A 25,746-nucleotide genomic window follows, 5' to 3' on the forward strand; every position below is an offset into this window, starting at 1 on the left:
TCCGATTAAAGTTTTTATTGTGAATTGATAAATACAAACCATTTTCCAAATGTGTGCTAAAAATATTTTGTCAGAACTAAAAATAATTCTATATTTGCACCACTGAAAAACAACGATAACACCGGAGTTCAGGGAGAGTTGGCAGAGTGGTCGATTGCGGCAGTCTTGAAAACTGTTGACTGTAACAGGTCCGGGGGTTCGAATCCCTCACTCTCCGCCAGGTTAGAAACCAAAATAAGCTAAAACGCTGTAAACATCAATGTTTACAGCGTTTTTTGCTTTAGCGCAGTATTAAAAAAAACCAAAATAGGTCACGATTTATATGTCCTATTTCGTGTCCCATTCAAAAAAACACAAAAATGGGTCACGAAAAATCGAGGAAAGCCCGACCAATAGGCAGTCTAACGATTGTACATCTTGCAAAAAGTGGTAACAAAAAGTAAATTGTTAAACCATTAAAGTTATCACACAATGAACAAAACATTCAACCTGCTATTCTTCATCAAAAAGAACAAGATCAGAACCAACGGAACCGCTCCCATCTACTTACGAATTACGATAGACGGCAAGGCAGCAGACATTGCTGCTAAAAGGTATATCGATCCGAAAAAATGGGATGTTAAAGCACACAAGGCATTGGGTAATTCGCAAGAGGCCAAAACACTGAATCTCTATCTTAAAACTTTGGAACAAAAAGTTTACGATTTCCACTACTTGATGCTGAAAGAAGAAAACTTTGTAACAGCAGAGGGTTTAAAATCTAAACTGCTTGGAAACGATATTGAGCAAAGAATGCTTATTCCGATATTCCAGGAGCATAATGACAAAGTGGAAGCCTTGGTCGGTCAGGATTTTGCGCCGGGAACATTGGAGCGCTATAAAACATCTTTAAAGCATACGCAAGAATTCATCACTTGGAAATACAAAGTTTCTGATATTGATATCACGCAAATCGATCACGGTTTTATCAGTGATTATGATTTCTGGCTGCGCAGTGTGCGTAAATGCGGAAACAATACCGCTGTGAAATATCTCAAGAATTTCAAAAAGATTATCCGGTTATGTATGGCACACGGATGGATCACTAAAGACCCGTTTCTGGGCTATAAAGCAAAGATTAAAACTGTGGAACGTCCTTTTCTTACCAAAGAAGAAATACAAATGATTTACGAAAAGGAATTTATATCAGATCGATTGAACCAAGTTCGGGATATTTTTCTACTTAGCTGCTACACCGGATTGGCTTATGTGGATGTCAAGCAATTGTCAAAATCTAACATCAACGTCGGGATTGATGGAGACCAATGGATTTTTACCCATCGTCAAAAGACCAATACCTCAACCAGGGTTCCGTTATTGCCTGTGGCTCAGGAGCTGGTTTTAAAGTATGAAAATCATCCACAATGTGTCAATTCGGATATTCTGTTTCCTGTTCTCAGCAATCAGAAAATGAATTCGTATCTAAAAGAAATTGCGAATATCTGCGGTATCAATAAAGATTTGACATTCCATATTGCTAGACATACTTTTGCGACTACTGTTACTTTGTCCAATGGTGTTCCTATTGAAAGTGTGAGTAAGATGCTTGGGCATACGAATATCAAAACTACTCAGCATTATGCGAAGATTCTAGATAAAAAAGTGAGTGATGATATGTTGAGTCTAAGAAGTAAACTTCAAGAAGAAAATAAATAAGTGTTTTCGTGCTTACCAAAGTAATTTAGGGAGAATAATTATTATTGAATACAAAGAGTGCAGGACTAATCCTGTCAAGGGACCATAACGAGCCTATCTTCAAACACTTTTATCGATGATTTGGCTCGATTAAGTCAATTAAAAGCGAATCATATTCGCCTCTTTTACTCAATAACATTAATGCAATTTAATTTACAAAACTTTTAGAAATCATTATTGGAATTGTAAGTCTTTAATTGGCTATTTTGGTCTGGTACACATAACCGAAGAAGTATCGAAACGTTTGGTTGAAGATTTCGAAAGAATTTTACATTTGTCAAAACTGCGAGCTTGAAGTTTCTCATATAAAATCTATCATTAATGGCAAAAAAGGCGTTGTATGATAATGTAAAATTACTATTTTGCAACAAAATTAATTAAAACCTGAATTCACGTTTAAAATGAGTAATAACATTGCCTTATTCCTGATTGTGTTAATATTATTTTTAATGTTAATATTGATGTCTAAAATACAAGAATCATTAAATATAATATTGAAGAAAAAGTACAATAACATTCTCATCTCAATTTTTATAATATTAGGTGTTGTTGCTGTTGTTTTTGGTGTTTTTGCGCCCAGTTTCCTAACAAAGATTGAAAATACACGAACACTACAACCAAATATTGTAGGTGATACTTACGGAGGAACCATGGGACCATTTATAGCCATAGGTGGGGTGATATTTACTTTCCTAGCTTTTTATATGCAAAAAGTTGCCAACGATGATATTAAGGAACAATTTAAAATTCAGCAATTTGAAAGCCAATTCTATGAAATGCTTCGACTCCATAAGGAAAATGTAAATGAGATAGAAGTCACTCAAAAGAAATATAAAAATAGACATTCAGGAGAATTCATATTTGTAACTTCTAAGGGAAGAGATGTATTTTATTCAATGTCAAAAGAGATCCAACTATTATTGAGTTTCTTTGGGAATAAATTTGAAGGAGTTGAATTTAATCCGGGTTTAGTAGATGGAGAGGTTATTAAAAGACCTTCCAATTATGAGGAAATTGATAGTTATTTTATAGAAATATATAATATATTATTTTGGGGATATAAATCAGGATACACATATAAATTGCCTGCCTATGTATTGCAAAAGGTTAGATATATTGCAGATAAATATTATTGCGATATAAATGTCCATATAGAATTAGATATTTTCGCATTGCAAGGATATCATAGTTACTTAGGACATTACTACAGGCATCTTTTTCAAACAGTAAAATTTGTTGCTAATCAGCCCGAGTCCTTTTTAGATTATGGTAGAAAAATGAGTTATTTAAAAGTATTAAGAGCCCAACTTTCTAACTATGAACAAATTATGTTGTTTTATAATTGGTTAAGTAGCTATGGTAGAAGTTGGGAGCAATCGATAGATCAACATGATGATGTAAAAAAGATTGTGAACCCAAATGAATTTTTTACAAGATATAAAATGATACATAATCTTTGGCATGATATGCTTCCTACAGAACACTCATATATTAATAATTCCTTGATAAGCTTAGTAAATCACTATAAAAAATTGGGTTTAAAAGATGACTTATTTGAATCAGGAGATAATATTTAATCAGGTATGATCCTCAATAATATATTTTAGTTTTGATTGGGCAGCAATATTTTATCAAGAGTAAGGATATCTAACTTTCTACTTTTATAGTTTGCGATATATATTGAATTAAAGTTAATAAGATACTCTTTCGTAAGATTTTCTAAGATAAATATCGTTCGCAATTTTTTTATAATTGTTTCGAAGTTAGTATTGACTGAAATGAAAACTCCAAATTGAAAATTTAAATGTTCAATTCCATAGTTTAATTTAATAATATCTTTTGCAACATCTTCATCAGACTTATTTTTTGTCTTGATCTCAATTATCAACTTTTGATTTTTTGATGAACTGTCAATTTGATTTAGGTGTAAAACTAAATCAGGATTGAAATCTTTCTGGTCAACTGTATAAACAGTTCCAAGGTTGTTTATATCATTGAATATTTTCTTTCCGATTTCACCATTAAATTTTATACCTGCATATTGAGAGCTTTTAATATTAGAAATCAACTTTAACTTATAATAGAGTTCATAGGCAAATACACGCTCAGTTTGCTGTAAAGAATCTTGGTATTCCCAATTGCAGTATTCATCTTAAATAGTTCTTATAGCGAGAAATAAATCATTTAGAAATCTGAAATCTTTGTCCATATTAGTGATAATTTATTATTAAATTGGAGTTTTCAATCAAATATAATCAATTACTTTTTGCTAAATTTTTTTTTAAGAATTTTTTACTTGTAAACACTTGCTTAATATAATATTTAATAAATTCAAACAATAAATGAAAGTGAATTTTTTTTTGCAAAAAATAATGAAAATAAAATTTAACTAAATTTTCAAAAAAAACAGAAGTGAAAAAATTTATTAGTCTTAAGGACCACGGTAATACAGGCAAAGATGCAGTAAATATTCAAAATAAAATAAGAGAAAATCTGGGAAAGGCAATTTTTAGCTTTCAAGATTTCCAAACTTTACAGTTTCAAGCTTTAAGGCAAATCAAAGATGTTCGAAGATCTGTCAAAAATCACCCAGATTCCATTGCTAACGCAATTAATAAGGTAATGTTTCATTTTGACTTTCCAAAAACAGTTGTTAAAAAAATTAATGCGCAAAATAAGCTCGAAGAAATAAAGCCTAAAAAAGTGGAAACGAATGTTGATTTGTTTAATTATTGGATACTTGGATTTGACACTAACCCTTATATAGAGCTGCAATATCTAAAAAATAGTGTAGAATCTCATTTAAGATTTATCTTAGAATTAATTGAAAAATATGAAAATAAAATTTTTATTCAACTTTATAATCAGGATAAGAAAACGCCAGCTGATAATTTTGAAAGAATGTTGCTTGACTTCTATAAACGTTGTATAAAAGAACGAGATCAGATTCTTAATTATTATTTAAATGGGATTGAGGACAGGGCAATTTACAAAGCAAATACTAAATTAGGTTTAAGTTCATTTGTTTTTAATACAGCATTTAAAGATTTCCCATACAGAAGCTGGATGATTTATTGGGATCAGTATTTTGATTATGAAAAGATTAATAAAGTAGCACATCGATGTCATGATGTTTCTATAGGTGATGATTTAGAGGAAGTGTACTATAAAAATAAACAACATTTTTATAATAAATTATTTAAAATAAAACCAGTATCGCAAATCTTTTCAAATATTGATTTTCATTATGACCATATACCTCACAATAATGATAGAAAACCGATATTTTTAGAACTCAAAAAGCTTTTTAAAGCAAGTAGGTGGATGGCATTTTTTGCATTGGCACTTCCTCAGGTGGAGGGTTTTTTCACTGAAATGTTGAGGACAGTTAATCCTGATGACAAAGGCAAATCATTATCAGAAAAGGTGAAGAAAGTAAGGCCTGCCTATATGCTGAGTGAAGCGTACTTTGATTATTATCAATATATGATTACCGATTTACGAAATAAATTTGCTCATACAGGGTTTGAAACCGACCTGAAATTAAAATGTTACGATTTGCTTACAGATTTGGAACATATCTTACAAGTCTATTATGAACTGGATCATCCTATGATTAAAATAAAAAGATTGATTAAACAAAGAAATTCTATTGATTTTGTTGGATATCGAGAGTTTTCACAATTTTTCGAGTTGGTGAATAAACTTCATCCAACCCAAAAAACAGAAATTAAATTAGATTTAGATGATTTTATAAACAATTTCCTTACAGTGTCTTGTCAGCTAGAATACATATTGGAAGAAGCTTCAATAAATACCAGAAAATTAGTTAAAGACTTTATTTATAGTATAGAAAAAACTACTGATTCATCGAAAATTGCCAGTGAATTTGAAAGTAGTAACCTGACTGAAATAAAGTTAGTAATTGAGCAGAATAAGGTCAAGCTCGCAAGACTTTCCAGATTTCAAAATGATAAATTTGATGAATTGTACGCTTTGAGAAATTTTAATACTGCGCTTAGAAAATATTTTCATAACTGGATTTCAGAAGAAAAAAAAGCTTTTTTTGAAGTGATCAAGCAAAATGATTCTAAAATTAAAAATTTACTTGAGTTAAAAAATTTAAGAGAAGATGATAAGGAGTAATGCTCGATTTCAGAAAGGTATGTTTACTTTTTTTCACTTCATAAATTTCGGAAGACAAGATGTTAAAATTTTTTCCCAAGCCTTATTGATTATTCTATTAAGTGGGGCATAGCCTGCGTTTAAATCAAATTGATCTAGAATCACTTCAATCCCATATTTTAAGCATAAATATTTTGAAGGTTGCACTACCCATTTGTGATGCTCAATCTGCCCCAAGAACAAGAAATTAAAACTATTAAGTCTTTTTATCGTCATTTTTATCTAGATCATTGTACTTGTTGAGTATTGATTTTCCTATTTTATGAAGGAAGTCAGATGGCTTGAATTCAACTTGTTTTAGAAGGGTTACTGCTCGTTCAAAAGCTATGAATGAAACAAAAGATTGGAGAATCACCTTGTCATTTAAGATACTTTTAGTTAAAGAATTATCTTCGAAATTGTAAAAATTAATTACAAATAATAAGACAACATATAAACTGTAAATTAGAAAACGAATATTATTTTCAGAAAGTAAATAGTCGGTGAGCTTATCTAATTCATAAGGTTTAAGTTTTTGTGAATTATTAATTCTCGCAATTGATATTTTATAAATTAATTTCCTCAGTTGATAATTAAGAATAACGGCTATAAATACTGTTGCAGTAAACTTAATATATAATTTAGTGTCTTCATTTGCTATCACTACAATTTTGAAATAGTCAAATATTTCAACTATTCCAAATGGGATTAAAAGTGAAAGACCTACATAATAAATGACATGTAAAAATAGAAATCCAAAGGGAATGAATATAGTTCCGACACTGAGAATAATAAATAATGGAATTAAGATAATATTTATGATCTTATGTAAAAGCTGCGATTTGATAGAGTTGCTTGCTATGGCAAAAATACCTGCTACCAATATGTAAGCTAAGATTGAAAAATAGAAATAATTTTGAATATCATAATATCCCAAGATAAATACAAAGCTATAAAGTAACAATCCAACTGCAATAAATACTGAAATCGCCTTAATTTCTTTTATATAATTGTTCATAACATTTGAGAAGTTTTTTAATAATTAACATAATGAATAAGTCTGGCAGTCTGTAGCTGAATTGGTAAGCATTTTTTTATTTAATCATTTCATTAATTGGTTTAATAATCGCTCCTTTTTTTAATTGTTTGATATCTGCATCAAATATTGGATTAATTACAAACGTTTTATTTTGTTGGTAATACACGGAAATTAAATTAGCTAATTCTAAATCTGATTCTACAATTTTAATCTTATAATTTTCATCTATATCCTCAGTAGATTGCCAGTTTTTGATGTAATCTTCAACGCTTTGAGGATCAGAAATAAATGGTACCATATTATTAATTTCTAACAATTCGTCATTTGAGTTAGTGAAATAACAAAGTGGAGTATAATCATTGATTATAGTTGTTTCAGTTTTCTCCAATAATTTGCTGTAGCGAACTTTTTCATAGGAAAGCACGTAACTAATGGTTTGATCATCTTCAATAATATTTTGAATTGTATCAATATAACCGTTAATTCCTGATTGTATGATTTTACACGGTTTACTTGTCAAAGCATCTGTAAATCTTTTTATCAAAGAATCAATTTCTTTTTCTGTGAATCTCTGTATCTGCTTTCCTACAAATACATAATCAGTATCACCATTATCAAATAGAATTTTTATGCAATAACTCCCATTATTCAAGTGATTTTCAGGGTTCCAAGAGATTATGTTAATGTCGGGTAAATTTTTATGCTTTTTTAAAAATGCTAATTGCCCCTGACCATCTTGAAGTAATTGAATCCATTTATCAAAATCAAAGTTTTTGAGATAGTGGTCTTGTACGATATCTTTATAAATACTTTTTCCTAAAATTCTGTCGATGGGTCTTAAGCAATCGTTATGTACATTTCCAACAGCCGTACTGTAGCCATAGTCATCAAATTCGATTAAATAATTGTCATTGTCAGTAATTTTCTCACCACAATGCAAGCATTGCATTTGATCAGGATTGGAATTTAAAAGTTGTGTTAAATACTGACTGTAATATATGCTATATAATTGCTCTTCTACATAACCAATATCCGGATGTGCTCCAAGAAATATTGTTTTCTCTCCATTGAACTCTGGATATTTTTGAATATAATTTATCATTCCTTCAACGGTCGCGAAGCGTCTTATTACATCCCAGCTGTTTTCGATATTGTTGATATCAAGAATTCCTTTATTATCTATAAATTTTATCTTTTTCTCATTTTCATCATTGAATCTGAAATTTTCAATAATCATAAAATCGTAGTCATCAAAAATTGACTTTACAATTAGTATTTCTTTTCCAGATGCTAATCTATTATCGGTGGAAATATTGGCTAAAAATTCTTGTCTAAGTATTTCTGAATTAGGAATGCCAATCGTTTTTGTAACTTTAGATTTGATACTGTCTGATATTGTAAAAACGAGTTCACCATCATTATGCCCAACCCCGTCTATATAATTACATAGGGGTTTTTGATTGTTTCTTAATGATATTAGGAGTTGTATGTAATTAAATAGTTCAGACACAGAAGAATTCTCATTGTCATTTTTATTTAGAAAATCAAAGATCTTTTTTCCAAACGGACTATGCTCATTAGGTAATCCGTCTGAGACTTTTTCCTCACCTCCGGACGAAATAACCCATCTGGATTTTTTTGAATTTAAATCTAAATATGTTCTTTCTAAATTTCCGTTTCTAGTGGTGGTTAAGAAAGTACCAGAAAAACAGGAATCTATTATTAGCAGAATATGCTTTGCAGGACAGTCGCTGATAAAATTCTTGATGCTTGAATTTTCTATCCACGTACTTCTGTCTAAGGTCCCGTCAGTCGGAATCCAAAACCCTTTTTTTGTGGCTGGATCCATATTGCCGTGACCTGCAAAAAAAATAATAAGGCTATCTTCTTCAGTTACCATTTGATTTAAACTATTCAAAGAATTGAATATTTCTGATTTTGTAGCATTGCTATTATATAAATTGTCTGGGAATGCTTCAAACGAATATCGTTTTTTTAAGATTTCGGTTAAGGTTTCTGCATCGAGCACAGCATTATTAAGATTCTTCCACAGAGGGGAAGAATAATCATCGATACCAATAGCAAATATATAATTGTTTGACGGCATTTATTTTAAAGGTATTATTTTTAAATTTTGTCCAAATTTTGTGTAGATTTCTTCATCACTTATAGTATCTGGAAATGCCATCGCTAAAAGTGATTTTGGTCTTGATAATGCGACGTAAATTAATCTTTTTGCTTCATTCGGAAAGATATTATCATCGTTGCAAATATCATTGAATAGAATATTATCCTTATGTTTATTCTCATTGAAAAATACAAGAATCGAATCCAAACTTCTTCCTTTCACTTGATGAATAGTTGTAATTGGAATATTTAATTCTGAATATGATTTTTTGAAGTGAAGATTCACTGATTCGGAGAGCGTTTTTTTATCGAAATTTTTTGATTTTCTTTTTCTCAATTTAAAATCTATATCGTAGTCCAAACCAAGTTTCACTTTTAAAAATGAAGTGGTATTACTTGACCAATCTGCTATTGATTGATCAAAACTTGGAAGCTCATTTAAAATTGAGATTAGAAGTGCATTAAATTGATGATCCTCTTTTTTTTGTTTTTCAATATCTTTTACAGTATGATAGTCTGAATTGTTGTAAATTAAACTTAGGCATATTCTCCTGATTTCATTAATTGCAGTTTTTATATCTCCGCCACTAAAAAGATTTTTAGCTGTAATGATTTCTTTAGGAATTTCAGAACTCCAAGGTACTTGTTCTAATTTTTTGCCCAATAAAAAATTTTTTAAGGCATTACCTCTCGCTACAATATTGTTTTGTGTATAAAAGTTTTCATCGCAAAAGTTTTCATAATGGCTAATAATGGATTGAAAATTATTTACATTGTATTTATAAATGATTACAGAGGTTTCTTTTTCTATGCAATTTAAGCTGTTGATTTTGACATCATCAGATTTTCTTAGTAATGAAAATATATCAATAATACTTTGCGGTGATCTTCTGTTATCACTTAAATCAAAAGATTGCCAATCAGACTGAGTACTATACTTTTTTAAAAACTCATTTGGTGTAGCATCTCGCCATTCATACAAGCTTTGATAAGGATCTCCAATTAATTCAATATTTTTCAGACCTTGTTTAGATAGTTCTTCAAAAATAGCGTGTTGCAATAATGAATTATCCTGAGCCTCGTCTATAATTATATATGGAAATCTAAGACTTAACCATTCACATATTTTCGGATTCTTCCTTAGTAAATGGAGTGCTATATATGCCGAGTCGGAAGTTGAAATTAAACCTTTTGAAAATTGGGTTTGTTTGATTAGTTTACAATAATTTACAAATATCTGTTTATCTACTTTTTCGGCTAAAGGCTGGTTTCCATTAATACTATAAGAATTATTAGGTTCAATCCTTATGTCACTAGGTGGATATAAATGATAGACACTTCTATTGTTTTTTGCTTTGTATCCATCATTGTTTAAAGGCCTTTTTAATCCGTCCTTCCAATTTCCTTTTTTATCTTGATATCGGGTTTTCCACATATCATCTAAAATATTAATGTGATCTAAAATTTTTGGTCGTCCAAAATTTCTGTTTAACAAATTGTAAAATGGTAATGTTATAAATTTATTAATGAAACTATCGATGGTAGATACGTGATTGGGGAATTGTATAACTTTACCTGTAAGTTTTGTGTAAGCCTCGTTCAGTTCGTCTTTTGCTGAGTTAGTAAAGGATAAGCAAGCAATTCCGGAGTAATCTCCGATTTCATTTAATTCTTGCAGATGTATTATTTTTCTTGCAATTGTGGTTGTTTTTCCACTTCCAGGACAAGCGTTCAGTATAACTTTTCCTCTCGCATTGAGATAGGCTGATCTTTCTTCATTTAAATCATACATTACAATCCTTGTTTTAGATGATTTAAACCTTCAGTAATATAGGTTGGGACAATAAAAGAATGTTTAGCATCACTTAAATTGTCAAGTAGATAAATTGAAAAATCTTGTGCAAATTCTGCTTTTGAAGGTAACGTTTTCCATAACAAAATTGCAATCTTTCTTATTTCCTCTGGACTAATATTGTCAGCAGGAAATGTCTGGGCATAAGCTTCGATTTCATCAATTCTATCTTTGTGACTTTGGATAAGATATTTAACTAAGAAATTATCTCTAAATTTTGTTCTATCTGAATTGGTATTATGAAATGCTATTTCATATTCAAGTGTCTTGAATGAAGCAATTACTTTAATATTGTTTGCATTGTTTTTTACTGAATTAAGATTCCTAATTCTTGCAACTTGGGTTCCGTTTTGAATTTCTTGATCTAAGGCATTTAGTAAAGCTGGATCAAGAATTAAATGAGCAAAACTATATTCTGTTTTTTTAGAATCTGTGAATCTGTCGTCATCTGTTAAAATTGTTATCGGTTTGTTTATTCTATTAGCCTCATCAATATTATTAAATAAATATAGAAATGGGTAGAATGACGTTCCTTTCACATTTACAATCTCAGTTCTATAATCTTCTAAAAAATAATCCTGCAACTGGGTAAATGCGGATATAAGCAATTCTTCAGAGATGCCTTCAACAAATAATACTGATTTTGCAAATAATAATTGAGATTTTGTAACGTCTATATATCGTTCTAATTTCTTTTGACGTGCTGTATAATCTATTTCACTTAAAACAATATTTTTGGTAGTGTCCTCAATTATATTTTCGGTATTTCGATTTTTGAAATGAGAATCTAATTTGCTTGCCTTTCCATTATCTAATAGAATTAGACTTTTGAGTGGAACTTTAGATGTCAAAGTGGGTGAGTGGCTGGTTATAAATAATTGGCTATTTTCAGAAGCATTTGCTTTTGTAAGAAAATTATACAAACTTAGTTGTAATTGAGGATGAAGATGTGCTTCTGGTTCTTCAATTAACAATGCAAAATGTGGTAATCCGTTATCTTTTATTTGCTCTTTTATATCACCTAGTACAACCGCAATATAAATAAGATTGTTAAACCCTAAACTATTTTGCCATAAATGAAACCCTTCATCGGTTAACGATTCCCTATTATGTGGTAAATAGGGTTTAATTGCATTGACAATATATTCTGTCTTGGCTTCTTCAATTCTAAGTCCGATTTTATTATCGATAAATTTTTTAAATATTCCGTCTAGGTTTGTATTTACACCTTCCCGAGTATTTCTTACCTCATCTCTGTCCAGTAGTTTGCTATTTGCCTCCTTGATTATATTTTCGATTTCGGTTTCGGATTCTTCTCTCCTGACAAACTTTCGGATAACTCTACCTAAAATATTATTTCGGGTACTAAGTAAATCTCGTGTGCTGTCTCTTAATGCGCCTAGATAATAATGCTGAAATAATTCGAAGGTTTTGAAATCAGCCTTTTGACCATCAATATTACCGGTATTGTAAGAATAATATGGATATTTTCCGCCTTTATCTTCATAAGTTATCGAAATCTTTGCATAATCATCATCGGCATTATTTGGATCAATGACCATATATTCATAAAATGCACCTTTTTGAAGCGTTGAAAGACCTTTAAAAATATAGGTTATAGTTATGAAAGGTGATTTGTATGTAAAATTTTCTCCACTGGGACATGGAAGTTGTTTTTGATGAAAATCGTCAAAAGACGCAGAAATTTCTCTAATAGGTTCTCCTATATTATAAAGTAATCTAATGGCATCTACTAATGCTGATTTATTGCTTCCGTTCTCACCAATAATAATATTGATTTTAGGATCAAATTCAGTTTCTATCAGTTCAATACCCTTATAGTTTTCAATTCTTATAAATGACAGATACATATTTGGTTACTAGTTTAAACCAAATATAATAAACTTTTGTAAACTATATTTATGAATAGTTTAAAATTAAATTAATCGAGATTATTTTTTTAAGAAATCATGTATTAAAGGAATTAATTATTAAATAACTAGGTTTATGAAAACAGCTTACTTGTATGTCCGTGTAAGTGCGGACGAACAAAAAAGAAAAGGTGATTCCTTCCAGAGCAGGAGGATAGATTACTAAAGTATTGTAAATACAACAATATTAAAGTCAAAAGAATTTATCGGGAAGATTACTCTGCAAAAAATTTTAATCGACCCGCTTGGAGAGAACTATTCTCAGAAATTAAAAAGAAATCATTGATAGAATATGAAAATAATAATATAAGCCAGCATTTTCACCTGTTTTTTATGGTGTTCAGTTAGGGATTTTGTGCCCTTTTCCCATCGCTTTATGAATAAGATTTTCGCTGTGGCATCTCTGTGAATGGCCTTAAATAGGTCGTTTTCAAAAAAAAGTGGTAAAATCCTAATTAAATTTTACGTAGTAAAAGTAAAAATTTCTGCCCAAATCCGCAAGCAAAAAGTTCAAATTTTGAACAGGTTTTCCAAAGTAGATTTTAAATTATCTTCTTCTTTTTAGTTCTTGATTATATAAATAAGAATAGTCTTCTATTCGATTGGTTCTAGGATCCAAAAATCCTTTGCTCGATGAGATTTTATTTGAAGATAAACAAAATAGCGCTTGATTCTCATTATCTCTTTCTTTCATGAAATCTCTTTCATTAATAATCTTCAATCGTTCTTCCTTTTCCGCTTTATACTTATCGAATAGTTCCATTTTTAGTTCAGGAAGTTCTTCTAATCTTTTATCCAATTCAGCAATTTTAGCTTCCGTATTTTTAGTTTGCTTTTCTATCTCTGCAACATTAACTCCTTTTTCACTTAAGATTTCGATTGTTTTTAGAACTTCCGCTTTAGCCAGGTCGATCGTTTTCTGGTAAGATGGAAGTTGATTTTTCCAATAATCGGTATTTTCGTCTGGATTTTGAGTATAGCCTAAGATCCTGTTATAAGATTGTTCAGCTTTGGTTACCATTTCCTTCACTTTTAGAAAGTCTTCCTGTTTTCTAAGGACGAACGCAATATCTGCCAGATGCTTATTTTTCTCACTTTCAATTTTCTTTTTCAGCAATTCGATCTCAATATTAGCCCTTGTTTCCGGATTGGTAATGATAGACGTTTTCAGTTCTTGCGTACTGATATCGGAGACATCAAGTACATCCGCACCTTTTTTCATTGCTTCCAGGTATCTTGCCTGTTTCGATTGCAATTTCTGCAGCATAAACACATCAATACTATCATTGGTCAGCATGAAGTTTACCCTTACATTCTCGTGCTTATTTCCCTGTCTCCAGGCACGGCCTTCCACCTGTCTCAAAGTCGTAAAATTATAGGGTAGGGAAAGTAGGTACAGATCCGTCGTATTTTCCTGGAGATTCATCCCCTCCTGAATCGCCTCACTACCGATAATGATCTTGATCTTTCCGGAATTAAAATCGTTTTGAATGGATATCCTTTGAGTCTTGGATGTAGCACCAGTAATAAGACCCACTTCCTCGGGCTTGTAACCGATATTCGACACAAGATATTCTTTCATCCTTTGAAACTCAGCTACTGCCAATTCTGAATAAATAATCTGTCCGGTTTCCGGAATGTCATTTTTATTCTGCCGGATAAGGTTCATCGTTTCGTTGAGCTTCGGTGAATTTTCAATAAATTCTTCTACAGCTGGAAATTCTCCTTCGTAATAAGGCGACAAATACGGAGAAATGGCAATTAATCTCGCATTCAGAATATGGATAAGAATCGCCCCTTTTTCCGTTTCGCTGAAATTCTCGGTCAATAGATCATATTGCTCACGAGTCAGGTCATTCTGCTCGATCTTGTATTCTTTGTTGATCTTATTAGGACGAATCAATTCTGGATTATCCTCTTCGCCTTTGATGTCAATAAATTCTGATAATAGCTGCTGAAACAAAGAATTATTCCTAAATCTTCGGACGTTTGCTTTGAACTTCACATCACCTTTCGCATCAATTTCCATATCGGTATCCGCCTCCATAAAGGTTTCGAAGAAGGTATTGACATTGAAGTACCCCGATTCTTCAAGCCGTTTATTGGCGATCAGGGACAAGATGGAATAATATTCGAGCGGTTTGTTGGTGAATGGCGTTGCAGAAAGCAGGGTAACATTTCTTCCGTCGTATTTCTCCTGAATATATTGTGCAGCCATCCATGTGTTGATTCCTAATTTAGAAGTCTGTTGATTCTGACTTCTGAAGTCCGAGGAAAATCTTCGGTCCTCAATTCTGACCTTACCCACAATATGATTGGCATTATGTACTTCATCGAAGGTCATATGGTCGAAACCAAAATCCTCCCAGTCGTAGATCTTTCCGCGCTTCATTTTACCCTCCACCTCTCTGGTCTTTTCCAATTCTTTCTGGAAGTCTCTCTCGCTGATCGAGTTCACACTGCGTAGTTCACTTTCGGAAATATAAGAGAACTTTGAGGCGAGGTCCTGGGTAATATTTTCCGAAAAACCTATGTTGTTGAAGCCCTCATACGTCACGATGGTAATTTCTCCGTCCTTGTTGTCAAATTTTGAAAGATCATAATCTTTACCGAGATTGCCTAATACATTGACCTTAGCACCCGGTATCGTTTCAAAGATGGTTTCGACCCATTGCTTGAGTATGCTGTCGTTGGGAACCACGATCAACGGTCTTTTGGAATTTCCCCGTTCCATCGCTTCGTGCATTGAGAGGATTCCGGATAAAGTTTTTCCGAATCCAACCTCGTGTGCCAGTAAGCCGACACCCTTTGTCGTCAGCCTTCCTATTCCTGCTTTCTGAACCTCGGTTAATCGTAATTCCTGTCCTTTGAAATTCTTATAGATCTTAGAAAATAAAGGAAACCTAGAATAATCGGGAACGTGAATGTTGTTGTAATTTTTGTTAAAGTCTTTAACAAACCGTTCCCTAAGCTCATCCGATAATTCTTCACGGATAAATTTTTGAAAGAGATCATTGGCCGCAGCTTTTCTTCTGTCCCGAACCAACGCATTTCGTTCCTTATCACTTCCCGTTACGGTCTCATTATCCACAAACTGTCTGACCTCCCAGGCTGAAGAACCTTGAAAACCATCACTTGATAGAGTTCCGACAAAATCTTTGAATTTCTCTGCCAGGTTATAGTCAACAGTGACGACCTCGCTTAGTTTTGTGTTATAGTTGTACCGCTCTTTTTCCACCTGTCCTAATGCGAATCGATGGACAAACTCGTGATTGGGACTGATCGATATTTCATCGATAGATTTTGGTCTCGGCAAAACACGCTGTAGTAATGCTTTTTGTTTTTCGTACTGGTCTTCGGTCCCACCTATGGAATGTTTATCGGCAAAGTCCCTTTCAAGCTGCTCCAACTTGGCGTAGATGTTTCCTTCCGCATAATAAAAGTCGTGTACCCATCTGCCGTTTATAAAGTTGGCGAATGGATAGTGTTTGCCCCTGTTATTAATCGTTCCGTCATAATCCGTGTCCCGAAAAGCTTCAATCTGTTGCGGGCTGATATCAGAGCTATTCTGAAGCGAAGTATTGATTACTTCATCTGTTTTGGAAAACAGGTATTTTAATATTCCTTTTTTGATTTGCGGTTTGGTCTGGACGCTGTATTCAGATTCCTTTCTTTTATTTTGAGCCTGAAGTATTTTATCGGTCTTTTCAATAATTTCAGACAGTTGATCCTTATTGAAGTTGTTAGGATTATTAGTCAGCTGAGTTTGAAGCTTGGTGTATTTCTCGATCTCCTTTAAAATAGCCGGTGACTTGAATTTGATGTCGTTTAGTTGAGAGACGACCGTTTGGAGTTTATCCTGAACCCCTGAAAGATCAATTTCAGTTTCGTGTTCCGGATCACCACTTTTTTCGGGCAGAACTGTTTGTTGTATTTTTGCTTCGGATTTGGTATTCTCAAAAAGCAGGTCTTCAAATAGATCTCCGATCCTCTCAGTTTGCTTTTTGGTTTCAAGCCTGTGTAGCCTTGCTAATGCATCATCCAAAGTTCCGTGGACATAAAGTTCCATCCGTCCGTAACGGTTCGATCTCTCACGGATCTCACCCAAAACGTTTTCAGGAAACTTTTCGAAGTGATCAGAGATATTACGCTTGATTGTTTGCGAGGACTTTTTCAGGATAATGATATCCGTTCCGACCTGTGTTCCTGCAAATGATCCCGTTGGTAACCGGAAAGCTTTAAGCAGTTCAGCATTTTCAAGCTCTTTCTGGCGGTTTAGCCAGCCGGAGGGAAGGACCATCGCCAGGATCCCGTCGTCTTTCAGGACATCCAGGCTGCGTTTAACAAAATAATCTTCGTATTTGGAGATCTTAGGTTCTTCACCCAACCCTTTATAGAGACCACGATGTTCCCCATAAGGAGGATTACCGATAACCAGATCATATTGCTGAGAGTGCTCTTTTTTGTTTCCCTTCTCGTCAATAAATTCAGATTCAAAAGAACGGAGATTGATAGTTGCTTCCGGATGCAGTATTTTCGCAATTGTTGCGGTGGTCTCGTTGATCTCAAAAGCAGAAATATTGACACTCGGCGTAAGGTCTTTGGCGGCATAGAGAAAGTTACCCGTCCCGACACTTGGTTCCAAAACGTTTATTCCCTTCCTGTTTTTAAATTTGTCTGTGATGAGGTTTCGGACGGCATCTACGATTTTCCAATCGGTGTAATACTCATCCAGAATGCCGCGACCCTCTTTTGCGACACCGCCGCTTTTGAACTGGTTGCAGATGTCTTTCAATTCATTGGTAATGGCAATAGCATCCTTAAAAACAACCTCTTTGCTTTCGGAAATAAAACAAGCTGCAGAAACGACTTCTGCAACTTGCTGGTTGGTCAGCTTCTGACCATTATATTTTGAGATGAGACCGTCTAGTTCTGCAACATTTGCAGAATTTGTGTTTATCTTGGGTATTTGTCCGTTGGCTCTTCCTGTGTTGGGTGCAATTCGCCCGAATAGGATTCTGCCCAAGGAAGGTTTTTCTTCAGCATGCTGCGGTTGTGTTCCGTCAGCGGATCTTCTTCCTCGTTCTCCGGCTGTGAGACTGCTCCGCTCTGCGCCTGAAGATCCATTTCCAGCATTTGAGCTGCCCAAATTTTGTCCTGTTTCGTTATTTCCTTTTTGCTCGGATTGGCTGTCCTGCACAGGTTTTCCAGAATCTCGTCCAGCAGATCCGGATTCCAGTTGCTGAGTGTCGGATATTCCGTTTGGTCTAATAGTAGTGGCTGCATTTTCTGATTCTTTTGATGTGACTAAATTACTGTTTTTATAAAGATCATCTAATTTGTTCTCAAGATATTGAGACAGATCCTTATTTCCATTGGCGGATATGTCATACATTTTCCGGATGTCTTTAATATTCTTTTCTTTAAGATCCATCAGGATCTTCAGCGTTTCCTCATCGCCTGTCCGGTTTGCTTCAAGACACAAAAAGATCTTACCTTCAAAATGTTGGAACCGGTTAATGAATTTCTTCGCATTGACAGCGGTATTAAGGGTAACAAGGGTTCTGCTATTGGACTGCCCGTTAAGTTCCAAAAGTTTTTGGAACGACTTAGCATCCTCACTTTTTGCAAAAAGTACCAGTTCATTTTTACTTCCTTCAATGATAGTGAGGTCATCGTTAATTTGTAAAGACTCACTCATTTTTACTGCGTGTTACAAAATGATCAAACTCAAATAATTCTCTAGCTATGTCATCCCAGTTTTTTCTCGGAATCAATTGAAGCGTGACAAAGATGTCGTTCTTCTTATTGTAAGAGTCGATGCGTTCCAAACGGCCGTGATAATCAAGTTCCGCGTGCCGGTATAATGAGTAGGGTAGGATGGTGTCGGTGGGGTAAATGTAGAACCGGGTATAGTTCCAGGGGGAATTAATTTCAAAGCGTTTGTATTGCTTTCCAAACAAAACGGTGTCAGATAATTTTCTTCTGTTCCTGTAATTCGGGATCCATTCTTTTGAGAAAACAGCACCCTCTTTCTTATCCCACACGAGCAAAGGCTTTTGTTTTAAGACAATCTCCGAAAAGATGGTGGTCTTTCTTTCGTAGCCTATTGCATAGCAGAGAGAATCTTTGATAAAATAGATCTGCTTACTCATTTCCGGAAAGGTTCGGTCGGGAACGATCTCTATCAGGTTATCGTTTGAGTAGCTCATTTTGGAAATGTGGAAGCTCTGCATCCTTTCAAGGCCTCTGGAGGCTTCGAAATAGACATTGGAAATGATATCAATTCCTCCTTTCTCGGATCTGACTTCCTTGTGGCAGGAGCTAAAGCATAGAATGATCGCAAAGGATAATATTGTCAATTTTATTTTCATCGTGTTGATTTTAAAAAAGCGGCAGACCATAAGACCTGCCGCTTTCGGATATTGGTCAGGTATTTCGTTATCGTTTGATGCTCTGCTCTTTCACGTTATTTTTTTCGTGCTTATTATCTTGTTCCAAACCCTCCAAAGGTTTATTGGTATTCAGCCTGTTCATATCATTATCATAGAGTTTAAGGTTTCTGTTCTGAGGGTCCAGAACTGCTTTTCCCTCTATGACGTTATCGTCCTGCTGAAATTTTACTTTGACGATATTTCCTTTCTCCAACGATTTTATAGCATTATCCTTCCATTCCGGTTTATCGAAGATCAAATTTGCTTTCTCTACGATCTTCGATGTATCAACCCCATAATTTTTATAGAAGTTCTTGAAGTAGTAGTTTCCGTTATCGGTTTTTGGCTCATCGAAATTTAACTGGACAAACGCCGGTTCCATCTGTTCGGTCTTCGGGTTTTTAAATTCTATTTTAACGGCGCGCCCTTCCAGAAGATTCACGGCTTCCTTAGCGGTGAATGTATGCTCCTTGCTGACCTGGAATTTCTGATGGATGGTCTCATTTTTGTCATTATCCAGGATTGCATGGTAAGAATTGAAAAATACACCCCCGCTATCCGTTTTGTTAAATCGCAATAGAAACCCTACCTTATTTTCAGGCAATGTCTTATCAGAGGACGTTTTTAGTTCAAATTGCGTTTTGCTGGATCTAATGCCTTTTTCGAGATCTTTGTGAAGCTGTTCGCTTTCGCCGAAACCTAGATATTTCAGCTGGTCTTTCAGGTACTGCACCTGGTCGAAATCTTTTTGTGTTTCCATAATGTTTGAATTTTGATCGTTATATTTTATTTCATTGATTGATAATGGCCTGTATGCGGACATCTCTTCTTCGTCCAGGAACATTTTGATAATTTCACCTCCCGGCAATACAGAGTAAGCTTCTGCGTACTGCTGTTTTTGAAGTAGGCCATAAGCCAACTCGTATTTATCATTCTTAGATAGCTGGTGTCCATCAATGAAATCCGGTAGTTGTCTTAATTGTTGCTCAGTTAAAGCGTAGTCTCCGCTTGTTGTTCCGAATTCTTTCTCTTCCAGGTAGCTCTCCCTTTGGTGTTGGGTGATGTTCAGATCTTCCAGTATAAGTTTTTTCTCTTTTGTACTATTTTTGTGATCGAGGAGATCATTGATTTCTTGGTCGGAAAGCTTCGGGGAAAGAAGGTTGAGTAGGGCCTTTTCTTTCAGATCATTTTCCGCAAAGCTTTTAAATTCGCTTAGGCTTTGTGAAATATCAAAAGAGACCTTCATACCTGTCCACTCGTTTTTACCGCACGGTAATCGGTATTCCTGGGTTTGCAGATCATAACCATAAAAGCTGTTCCCATTCGGACTTTTCAGGGAACCGCTTCCATCATCGTAATCATTCCAACTCCATCCTTTTGGAAGATCAGCTGCTTGCGTTTCATTTGTTGATATCATATTGTCGGTATTATGATGATCGATCAAATTATTTAATGGTAGATTGTCTGAACTTACAGGTCGTAGATCAAATGGCTGAGCATCTAATTGATAGTCGAAGGTGTAACCGACAGCTTCACATTCCTCCTGAAAAGCTTTACAATCCTTGTAATCAAGTCCAACGCTTGCTTCTTTTTGCTGCCATTTATCCAGGACCGCCTTCAATTCTTCCGGAAGTAGGTGGTAATTTTCAAATAGATCCATTGTTATTTTTTACGTTAAGGTTTATATATTTCTAAGGAATTAGTCAGTTTCTCTTAAAGGACTTATCTTTTGAATCTTCGTTTTTCTTCCTGCTGCTGTTCCTCATTTTCCCGATTGCGGTTGGCGTCTTCATAGCGATCCTTATCATTGACGTTGAGCTGAACATCTGAAGTACCATTGTGCATTCTTTTATCTTTTACAGATATTCTCGTAACGGAATCAATTTCCCTGGAGACAATGTTTATATCATTAGAAATTGCTTTGGCGATTTCCGGGTACTGGTCGATTTTATCGTAGAGGTAATTTTTCAGTTTCTGTAGTTCGGCTTTATAGCGACTGAGTTCCTGCACGTCCTTCTGATCGGCAATAATAGCGGTGAGCTCAGTGGCATTTTTAATAAAATCGAATTCCACTGTTTTACTGTTTTCCTTATCGAAGATGAATGCTTTTTTTTCGATATTCCATTGGTCCGGAGATCTTGACAGGTCTTTGATGTCCGTGTACTGGACTTTTTCTTTGCTATTTTCCAGAATTTCCGCAAGGCTTTTGTCCCGTTCAAGAAAGATGACCTTCAGCTGGGTATTATTGTCGGTGAGTTGAAAAGTAGCGCGGTTCCTGTCATTATCAGCGACAATCGTATAGCCTCGGAGAAACTTTTGGACGTCGTTAGCACTTAACTTTTTTGAAAATGTCAGGTCTTCATTGATGATGCCATAGGTTTTCAGTTCTTCCGTGGGTAAATTGTTATTTTCCATATGATGATATTTTTCGTTAGAGTGTAAGAATATTTAGTTTTGATAGGATGTAACAAGCCAATGATCTGCTACGATAAGGTCATTGAGAAAATGGACAGGATCGATGTACTTCCCATTTTCCCTGACTGCGAAATGTAGGTGTGCTCCTGTAGAATTTCCGGAATTCCCGCTTTTGGCAATGACATAACCCGCTTTTACGAGCTCCCCAACTTTGTAATAGATCTCTGAGAGATGCAGGTAAGCTGTTTCATACCGGTTGTAGTGTTTTACTTTGATGTAATTTCCACCGCCTTTGGGATCCCAGCCTGTTGCGCTAACCATTCCATCCATTACGGCATATACATTTTCGAAGTAGGCTTTCAGGTCAATGCCGTTATGTATTTTTGACTTTCCAAATATTGGATGTATTCTCCTTCCGTAAGATGATGTCACTGAAATTCCCCGGTTTAATGGCATTGCGATCTTTGGCAACGTTATGTTTTCAATTTTATTTTCAAGGCCATTCTTCGTTAGAGGTCTATTTCGTTTTTGTTCATCAATAATTTTACTGTGAAGCTGAAAAATCAGGGAATCCTTCACATTCTGTATATTCCATTTTTTAATGTCGTACTCTGTATTCTCTTTGATCATTGTTTTCAGAGAGTCCAGTTCTTTTTTCAGGTCTGCTTTAGAGATCGTACTAAAAATATCCTTCCGGAATTTTTTGCCTTTTTGCTGTTTCAGAACTTTATTTTCTCCCGTCTTCTCCAAGATCTGAGCATTATCTGTTTTCTTTGGCAATGCAGGCGTAAGCGTGTTGAATTGCCCATATACAGCGCAATGAAAAGATAAAAGCAATCCGATCAAAAAGTATGTTTTAAGTGTTTTCATGAGGCTGGTCTTATAAATTCATTAACAATAAGCTCGACTTCCTTGTTGATCTTCCGGAAATTGCTCATCAGAACCTCCTCTTTGCGGTTAATTCCCCTTTTGTCCAGAAATGAATAATAGACCTGCATCGGAACGTAGTTCTTTTCTTCCGCTTTAATGGCTTTCATATCCAGATCGATCTTTCCATGAATTGCTGACGTTTTGTATTCTTCCGCATCGTTTTCTTCTCCTTGCGCGATCATTCCCACCATTTCGCCGGTCTTCAATGCTGCTATTTTTCCGGCCGGAATCATGTGGTCCATTTTTTCATTAATGCTGGTCGTTGTTCCTTGCTGTGATATGGACTGCGAATAAGATTTCTGCTTGATCTTTCCGAACAGTTTTTCCAACCAATCCAACGTATTTTTATCTCTGGCAGAGCCGGAAAGAATATTTCCGACAATGGAAGAAATGGTATCCGCTACCTCCTTTTTATAAAATTGGCGGAGCTGCGGAATCTCCTGAAGTCCAAGCAACACGGCAACCCTGTTACTTCTTGCGGTTGCGACAACGTTGTCGATCTTATGGATATAAATGGTCGGGAACTCATCTGCAATAATGCCTCCCGGCAGATTGTGCTTGGAATTGATAAGTCGCAAAGTGCGGTTTAACACCGATGAATATAATGCGGAATTGATATCCTGTGTGCCCGGATCTGAAGCCAAAATCAGGATGGACGGATTTTCCCTGGCGGTAATCTTCAGTTCCACTTCATCTCCTGAAAACACCCAGAAACTTTCTTTGGTAGCTAACCTTGAGAGAAATATTTTCAATGTTCCGATCTGCCCTTCTAACTGGTCAAAAGCTTTATTGTCGTATGCCGTTTTGAACGGAGAAAGGAGCGAGCCTATTTCTTCATTGGTAAAAAGCGTATCAAAGATTTCCTGGTAGCTTCGGTTCATAAAAGAGAGAATATGAGGCAGGTCTGAATATTTTCCGTTTTCCAGGGTGGCAAAGAAGTAAATGCAGGATGAGAGGAAGTTGATCGCAGATTGGGTAAAGAACGCATCCGATCCTCCTCCTGAACTGCTTCCGCCCTTCTGTAGTGAGGACACCATGGATTCCGCCATTTCCTGTGCTTCCGCAAGGGTTTGAATATACTTTTTATGAAAAGGATTGACCCTTTTTGATCTCTCGACCTCATTCAGGTTGATGACATGAAACTGATAGTTGTATTCCGATTCTTTACTTTTTTTGATCAAATAGTGATAGTAGGCAATCTGTGCTAGGTCCGGAAACTTGAAATCGTAGATACACAGGCAGAAACCTTTGGCTATCATCTGACGGATGGCCGGATTGATCACCCCGAAAGATTTACCGCTGCCTGGCGTTCCGATGATCATAGTTCCTCGAAATGGATTAAGATTGATCCAGCCTTTGTTGATCTTGCCGTTATACCGGAACAGATAAGGAATATTAATGCTGGTATCAGTATTGACCAGCTCCTTATTTTGGTCAAAAGATTCTTCTTCCACGTTCCATCGGTCTTTTCCCATTTTCTGCTGCATCAGCTTGGAGATGCTGTCTGCGCCCATCTGAAGGATTACAGCACCCAGAAAAGAGAGAACCGCATAAATGACCTGGTACAGGTTCATCCCGGGGAAGACTTTTGGAAGCTTGGCGTCTCCTGCTTCCTTCTGCCAAAATAGGGAACAGAACATCAAAGCCAGTCCCAGCACCATTGGAACAATGATCTCCTTTGCAACGTTGAGGTCTTTCTTTTTTTTTGCTTTTGTCCCGACAGCAACCAACCCGATCAAAATGAGTGTGGCAAACTTGGCATTAACTGGCGGATAAATAAAGCTCATCTTCGAGAAGTTCTTCAATAGGTTGGAGATTACCGGGACTTGAGTATGGAGGTAAAAAAGGGAAGCGCAATCCAATGCAACGACAGCATAAACTGCCTTTTGCAGGAATCCGTAGATCTTTATTTGATGTTGTTGTTCTTGCATTGCCGTTTTAAGTTATTTATTTGATCTTTAAAGTAGTCAACCCTATTTTTTAATCTGGTATTCCTTATTTCCAAATTTTGAATATTGCGCCTGTTTACACTAATATGTTTTTTCAAGATTTCATTTATTTCGTTTGCTTGGGAAATTTTTAGATCTAAAGAATTGATCTGATTTTCAAGATCTAAAAACTGTTCTTTCAACCTATTCTCCCTAATTTGCTTTTTCTTGCTAAAATGTTCTGATATAAACATGATGAACAAAAACCCGAACCCCGTTCCAAAAAATACATTTATGTATTTTGTCAAAATTTCTAAATTCATCAGAATGTATCCGCTTTAAGAATTTCTGAATAGTTCACTTTCATTTCGATGGTCCTACCGGAGAGCTGTTCTTCGATCAGTCGTATGATCATCACTTTTGAGTTCGGATAGGTAAACTTTTTAAAGACATATATATTTCTGAGGTTTTTCCTGAAGTGCTTTTGAGAATTCAGCTGGAAAACCGGTGTCATTTCAATGCTTTGATTATTGGTTGCCTTATGGATCTTTTTATCCTCTATTGAAAACTTAAGAGCCTCCAGATCGTAGCTCAGATTGGAAGTATTTTTAAAGGTCATATCGAGAAAAATATAATCGCTCATTACATATACATTGTTAAGCTGCATACTGAGATTCAGGTTTTTTTCAGTTCTGACCGGCTTTTTATCGGTTTTATTCTGAATGATGTCCAAAGCAAACTGTCTGAGTTCACGGTTTGAGAAGCTCATTTTATCGAACTCGATAGGCTGCATCGCTTCGGGTTGAATGTGGATATTGGTAACCGTATTGAGATTATCTGCGTTTCTATAAACCGCTTTATACTGCGCGATGAAAGATTGCCCGACAACCGTGATGATACCCACTGTATTTCCGGTGAAAAAAGGTGTGGACTGTTTTTTTTTATCCTTATCACAGGTATTGTTATTGGTAATTTTAATCCTTGCGATATTGTTGGCAGGGAGGTCCCCGGTCAGTTTATCAGTGGAAAGGTCAACGTATTGAATGGGTTCCGGTGAAATCATATGAAGGTTGATCTCTTCGCTGATCTCAAGTTCCGGCAGGTCAGAAATGATCTGCTCCGTGGTTGCTGTTTGTGCGGTTAACAGGTTTACTGTAAACAGGGTCAGACTGTATAATAAATTTCTCATTAG

At 35.0% G+C, this 25,746-nt stretch carries 16 protein-coding genes and 1 tRNA gene; 5 read left to right on the forward strand and 12 right to left on the reverse strand.

From position 1 onward, the window contains the following. Positions 1 to 132: 132 nt before the first annotated feature. From MKJ01_RS09915 to MKJ01_RS09925, 3 genes are all read left to right on the forward strand, one after another. Positions 133 to 220, forward strand: a tRNA-Ser gene (locus MKJ01_RS09915). 251 nt (positions 221 to 471) lie between these two features. Continuing rightward, positions 472 to 1,695: a site-specific integrase gene (locus MKJ01_RS09920; RefSeq protein ID WP_241613792.1), complete on the forward strand. Its 1,224-nt coding sequence runs from the start codon at positions 472 to 474 to the stop codon at positions 1,693 to 1,695. Positions 1,696 to 2,195: 500 nt separating this feature from the next. Then, positions 2,196 to 3,311: a putative phage abortive infection protein gene (locus MKJ01_RS09925; RefSeq protein WP_241613791.1), complete on the forward strand. Its 1,116-nt coding sequence runs from the start codon at positions 2,196 to 2,198 to the stop codon at positions 3,309 to 3,311. A gap of 26 nt (positions 3,312 to 3,337) precedes the next feature. Here MKJ01_RS09925 and MKJ01_RS09930 read toward each other — a convergent pair whose 3' ends face one another. Then, positions 3,338 to 3,802 carry a hypothetical protein gene (locus tag MKJ01_RS09930; protein WP_241613789.1) on the reverse strand — a complete coding sequence of 155 codons (465 nt, stop codon included), beginning with the start codon at positions 3,800 to 3,802 and terminating at the stop codon, positions 3,338 to 3,340. A 344-nt stretch (positions 3,803 to 4,146) separates the two neighbouring features. Here MKJ01_RS09930 and MKJ01_RS09935 point away from each other — a divergent pair, with 344 nt between their 5' ends. After that, entirely contained in the window at positions 4,147 to 5,880 is a 1,734-nt protein-coding gene (locus MKJ01_RS09935) for a hypothetical protein (protein WP_241613787.1), read from the forward strand. Positions 5,881 to 6,115: 235 nt separating this feature from the next. Here the strand turns inward: MKJ01_RS09935 and MKJ01_RS09940 are convergent, their stop codons facing one another. The 4 genes from MKJ01_RS09940 to MKJ01_RS09955 form a co-directional block, all read right to left on the reverse strand. Next, complete coding sequence (locus MKJ01_RS09940; RefSeq protein WP_241613785.1) at positions 6,116 to 6,916, reverse strand: hypothetical protein; 801 nt, start codon at positions 6,914 to 6,916, stop codon at positions 6,116 to 6,118. 76 nt (positions 6,917 to 6,992) lie between these two features. After that, on the reverse strand, positions 6,993 to 9,044 hold the full coding sequence (locus MKJ01_RS09945; protein WP_241613783.1) for a caspase family protein: 2,052 nt from the start codon (positions 9,042 to 9,044) through the stop codon (positions 6,993 to 6,995). Beyond that, positions 9,045 to 10,856, reverse strand: a complete 1,812-nt coding sequence (locus MKJ01_RS09950) for a UvrD-helicase domain-containing protein (protein ID WP_241613780.1) — start codon at positions 10,854 to 10,856, stop codon at positions 9,045 to 9,047. It lies immediately after the preceding gene. Continuing rightward, entirely contained in the window at positions 10,856 to 12,787 is a 1,932-nt protein-coding gene (locus MKJ01_RS09955; protein ID WP_241613779.1) for an ATP-dependent endonuclease, read from the reverse strand. Before MKJ01_RS09955 ends, MKJ01_RS09950 begins: the two co-directional genes overlap by 1 nt. Before the next feature lie 246 nt (positions 12,788 to 13,033). On the opposite strand from MKJ01_RS09955, the gene MKJ01_RS09960 reads away from it, so the two are divergent. Next, complete coding sequence (locus tag MKJ01_RS09960) at positions 13,034 to 13,195, forward strand: hypothetical protein (RefSeq protein ID WP_368366349.1); 162 nt, start codon at positions 13,034 to 13,036, stop codon at positions 13,193 to 13,195. A gap of 199 nt (positions 13,196 to 13,394) precedes the next feature. Here MKJ01_RS09960 and MKJ01_RS09965 read toward each other — a convergent pair whose 3' ends face one another. The 7 genes from MKJ01_RS09965 to traN form a co-directional block, all read right to left on the reverse strand. After that, the gene (locus tag MKJ01_RS09965; protein ID WP_241613776.1) at positions 13,395 to 18,548 is read right to left on the reverse strand and encodes an SNF2-related protein; all 5,154 of its coding nucleotides are present in this window, start codon (positions 18,546 to 18,548) and stop codon (positions 13,395 to 13,397) included. Beyond that, the gene (locus MKJ01_RS09970) at positions 18,541 to 19,221 is read right to left on the reverse strand and encodes a hypothetical protein (protein WP_241613773.1); all 681 of its coding nucleotides are present in this window, start codon (positions 19,219 to 19,221) and stop codon (positions 18,541 to 18,543) included. The genes MKJ01_RS09965 and MKJ01_RS09970 overlap by 8 nt, the downstream gene beginning before the upstream one ends. Before the next feature lie 67 nt (positions 19,222 to 19,288). Continuing rightward, positions 19,289 to 20,941 (reverse strand): DUF6449 domain-containing protein, encoded by a 1,653-nt coding sequence (locus MKJ01_RS09975; RefSeq protein WP_241613771.1) that lies wholly within the window; start codon positions 20,939 to 20,941, stop codon positions 19,289 to 19,291. 62 nt (positions 20,942 to 21,003) lie between these two features. After that, positions 21,004 to 21,696 (reverse strand): hypothetical protein, encoded by a 693-nt coding sequence (locus MKJ01_RS09980; RefSeq protein WP_241613769.1) that lies wholly within the window; start codon positions 21,694 to 21,696, stop codon positions 21,004 to 21,006. A 33-nt stretch (positions 21,697 to 21,729) separates the two neighbouring features. Then, positions 21,730 to 22,566 carry a M23 family metallopeptidase gene (locus tag MKJ01_RS09985; RefSeq protein WP_241613768.1) on the reverse strand — a complete coding sequence of 279 codons (837 nt, stop codon included), beginning with the start codon at positions 22,564 to 22,566 and terminating at the stop codon, positions 21,730 to 21,732. Beyond that, positions 22,563 to 24,557, reverse strand: coding sequence for a type IV secretion system DNA-binding domain-containing protein (locus MKJ01_RS09990; RefSeq protein WP_241613767.1), 1,995 nt, complete (start codon positions 24,555 to 24,557; stop codon positions 22,563 to 22,565). Before MKJ01_RS09990 ends, MKJ01_RS09985 begins: the two co-directional genes overlap by 4 nt. 319 nt (positions 24,558 to 24,876) lie before the next feature. Continuing rightward, entirely contained in the window at positions 24,877 to 25,743 is an 867-nt protein-coding gene (traN, locus tag MKJ01_RS09995) for a conjugative transposon protein TraN (RefSeq protein WP_241613766.1), read from the reverse strand. Positions 25,744 to 25,746 lie beyond the last annotated feature (3 nt).

The organism is Chryseobacterium sp. SSA4.19, from assembly GCF_022601875.1.
Classification (GTDB): domain Bacteria; phylum Bacteroidota; class Bacteroidia; order Flavobacteriales; family Weeksellaceae; genus Chryseobacterium.

Excerpts from the sequence above, each read along its gene's own strand:
- MKJ01_RS09920 (WP_241613792.1), top strand. The coding sequence starts at position 472 with ATGAACAAAACATTCAACCTGCTATTCTTCATCAAAAAGAACAAGATC.
- MKJ01_RS09925 (WP_241613791.1), top strand. The coding sequence starts at position 2,196 with ATGTCTAAAATACAAGAATCATTAAATATAATATTGAAGAAAAAGTAC.
- MKJ01_RS09940 (WP_241613785.1), bottom strand. The coding sequence starts at position 6,916 with ATGAACAATTATATAAAAGAAATTAAGGCGATTTCAGTATTTATTGCA.
- MKJ01_RS09945 (WP_241613783.1), bottom strand. The coding sequence starts at position 9,044 with ATGCCGTCAAACAATTATATATTTGCTATTGGTATCGATGATTATTCT.
- MKJ01_RS09950 (WP_241613780.1), bottom strand. The coding sequence starts at position 10,856 with ATGTATGATTTAAATGAAGAAAGATCAGCCTATCTCAATGCGAGAGGA.
- MKJ01_RS09955 (WP_241613779.1), bottom strand. The coding sequence starts at position 12,787 with ATGTATCTGTCATTTATAAGAATTGAAAACTATAAGGGTATTGAACTG.
- MKJ01_RS09965 (WP_241613776.1), bottom strand. The coding sequence starts at position 18,548 with ATGAGTGAGTCTTTACAAATTAACGATGACCTCACTATCATTGAAGGA.
- MKJ01_RS09970 (WP_241613773.1), bottom strand. The coding sequence starts at position 19,221 with ATGAAAATAAAATTGACAATATTATCCTTTGCGATCATTCTATGCTTT.
- MKJ01_RS09975 (WP_241613771.1), bottom strand. The coding sequence starts at position 20,941 with ATGGATCTATTTGAAAATTACCACCTACTTCCGGAAGAATTGAAGGCG.
- MKJ01_RS09980 (WP_241613769.1), bottom strand. The coding sequence starts at position 21,696 with ATGGAAAATAACAATTTACCCACGGAAGAACTGAAAACCTATGGCATC.
- MKJ01_RS09985 (WP_241613768.1), bottom strand. The coding sequence starts at position 22,566 with ATGAAAACACTTAAAACATACTTTTTGATCGGATTGCTTTTATCTTTT.
- MKJ01_RS09990 (WP_241613767.1), bottom strand. The coding sequence starts at position 24,557 with ATGCAAGAACAACAACATCAAATAAAGATCTACGGATTCCTGCAAAAG.
- traN (WP_241613766.1), bottom strand. The coding sequence starts at position 25,743 with ATGAGAAATTTATTATACAGTCTGACCCTGTTTACAGTAAACCTGTTA.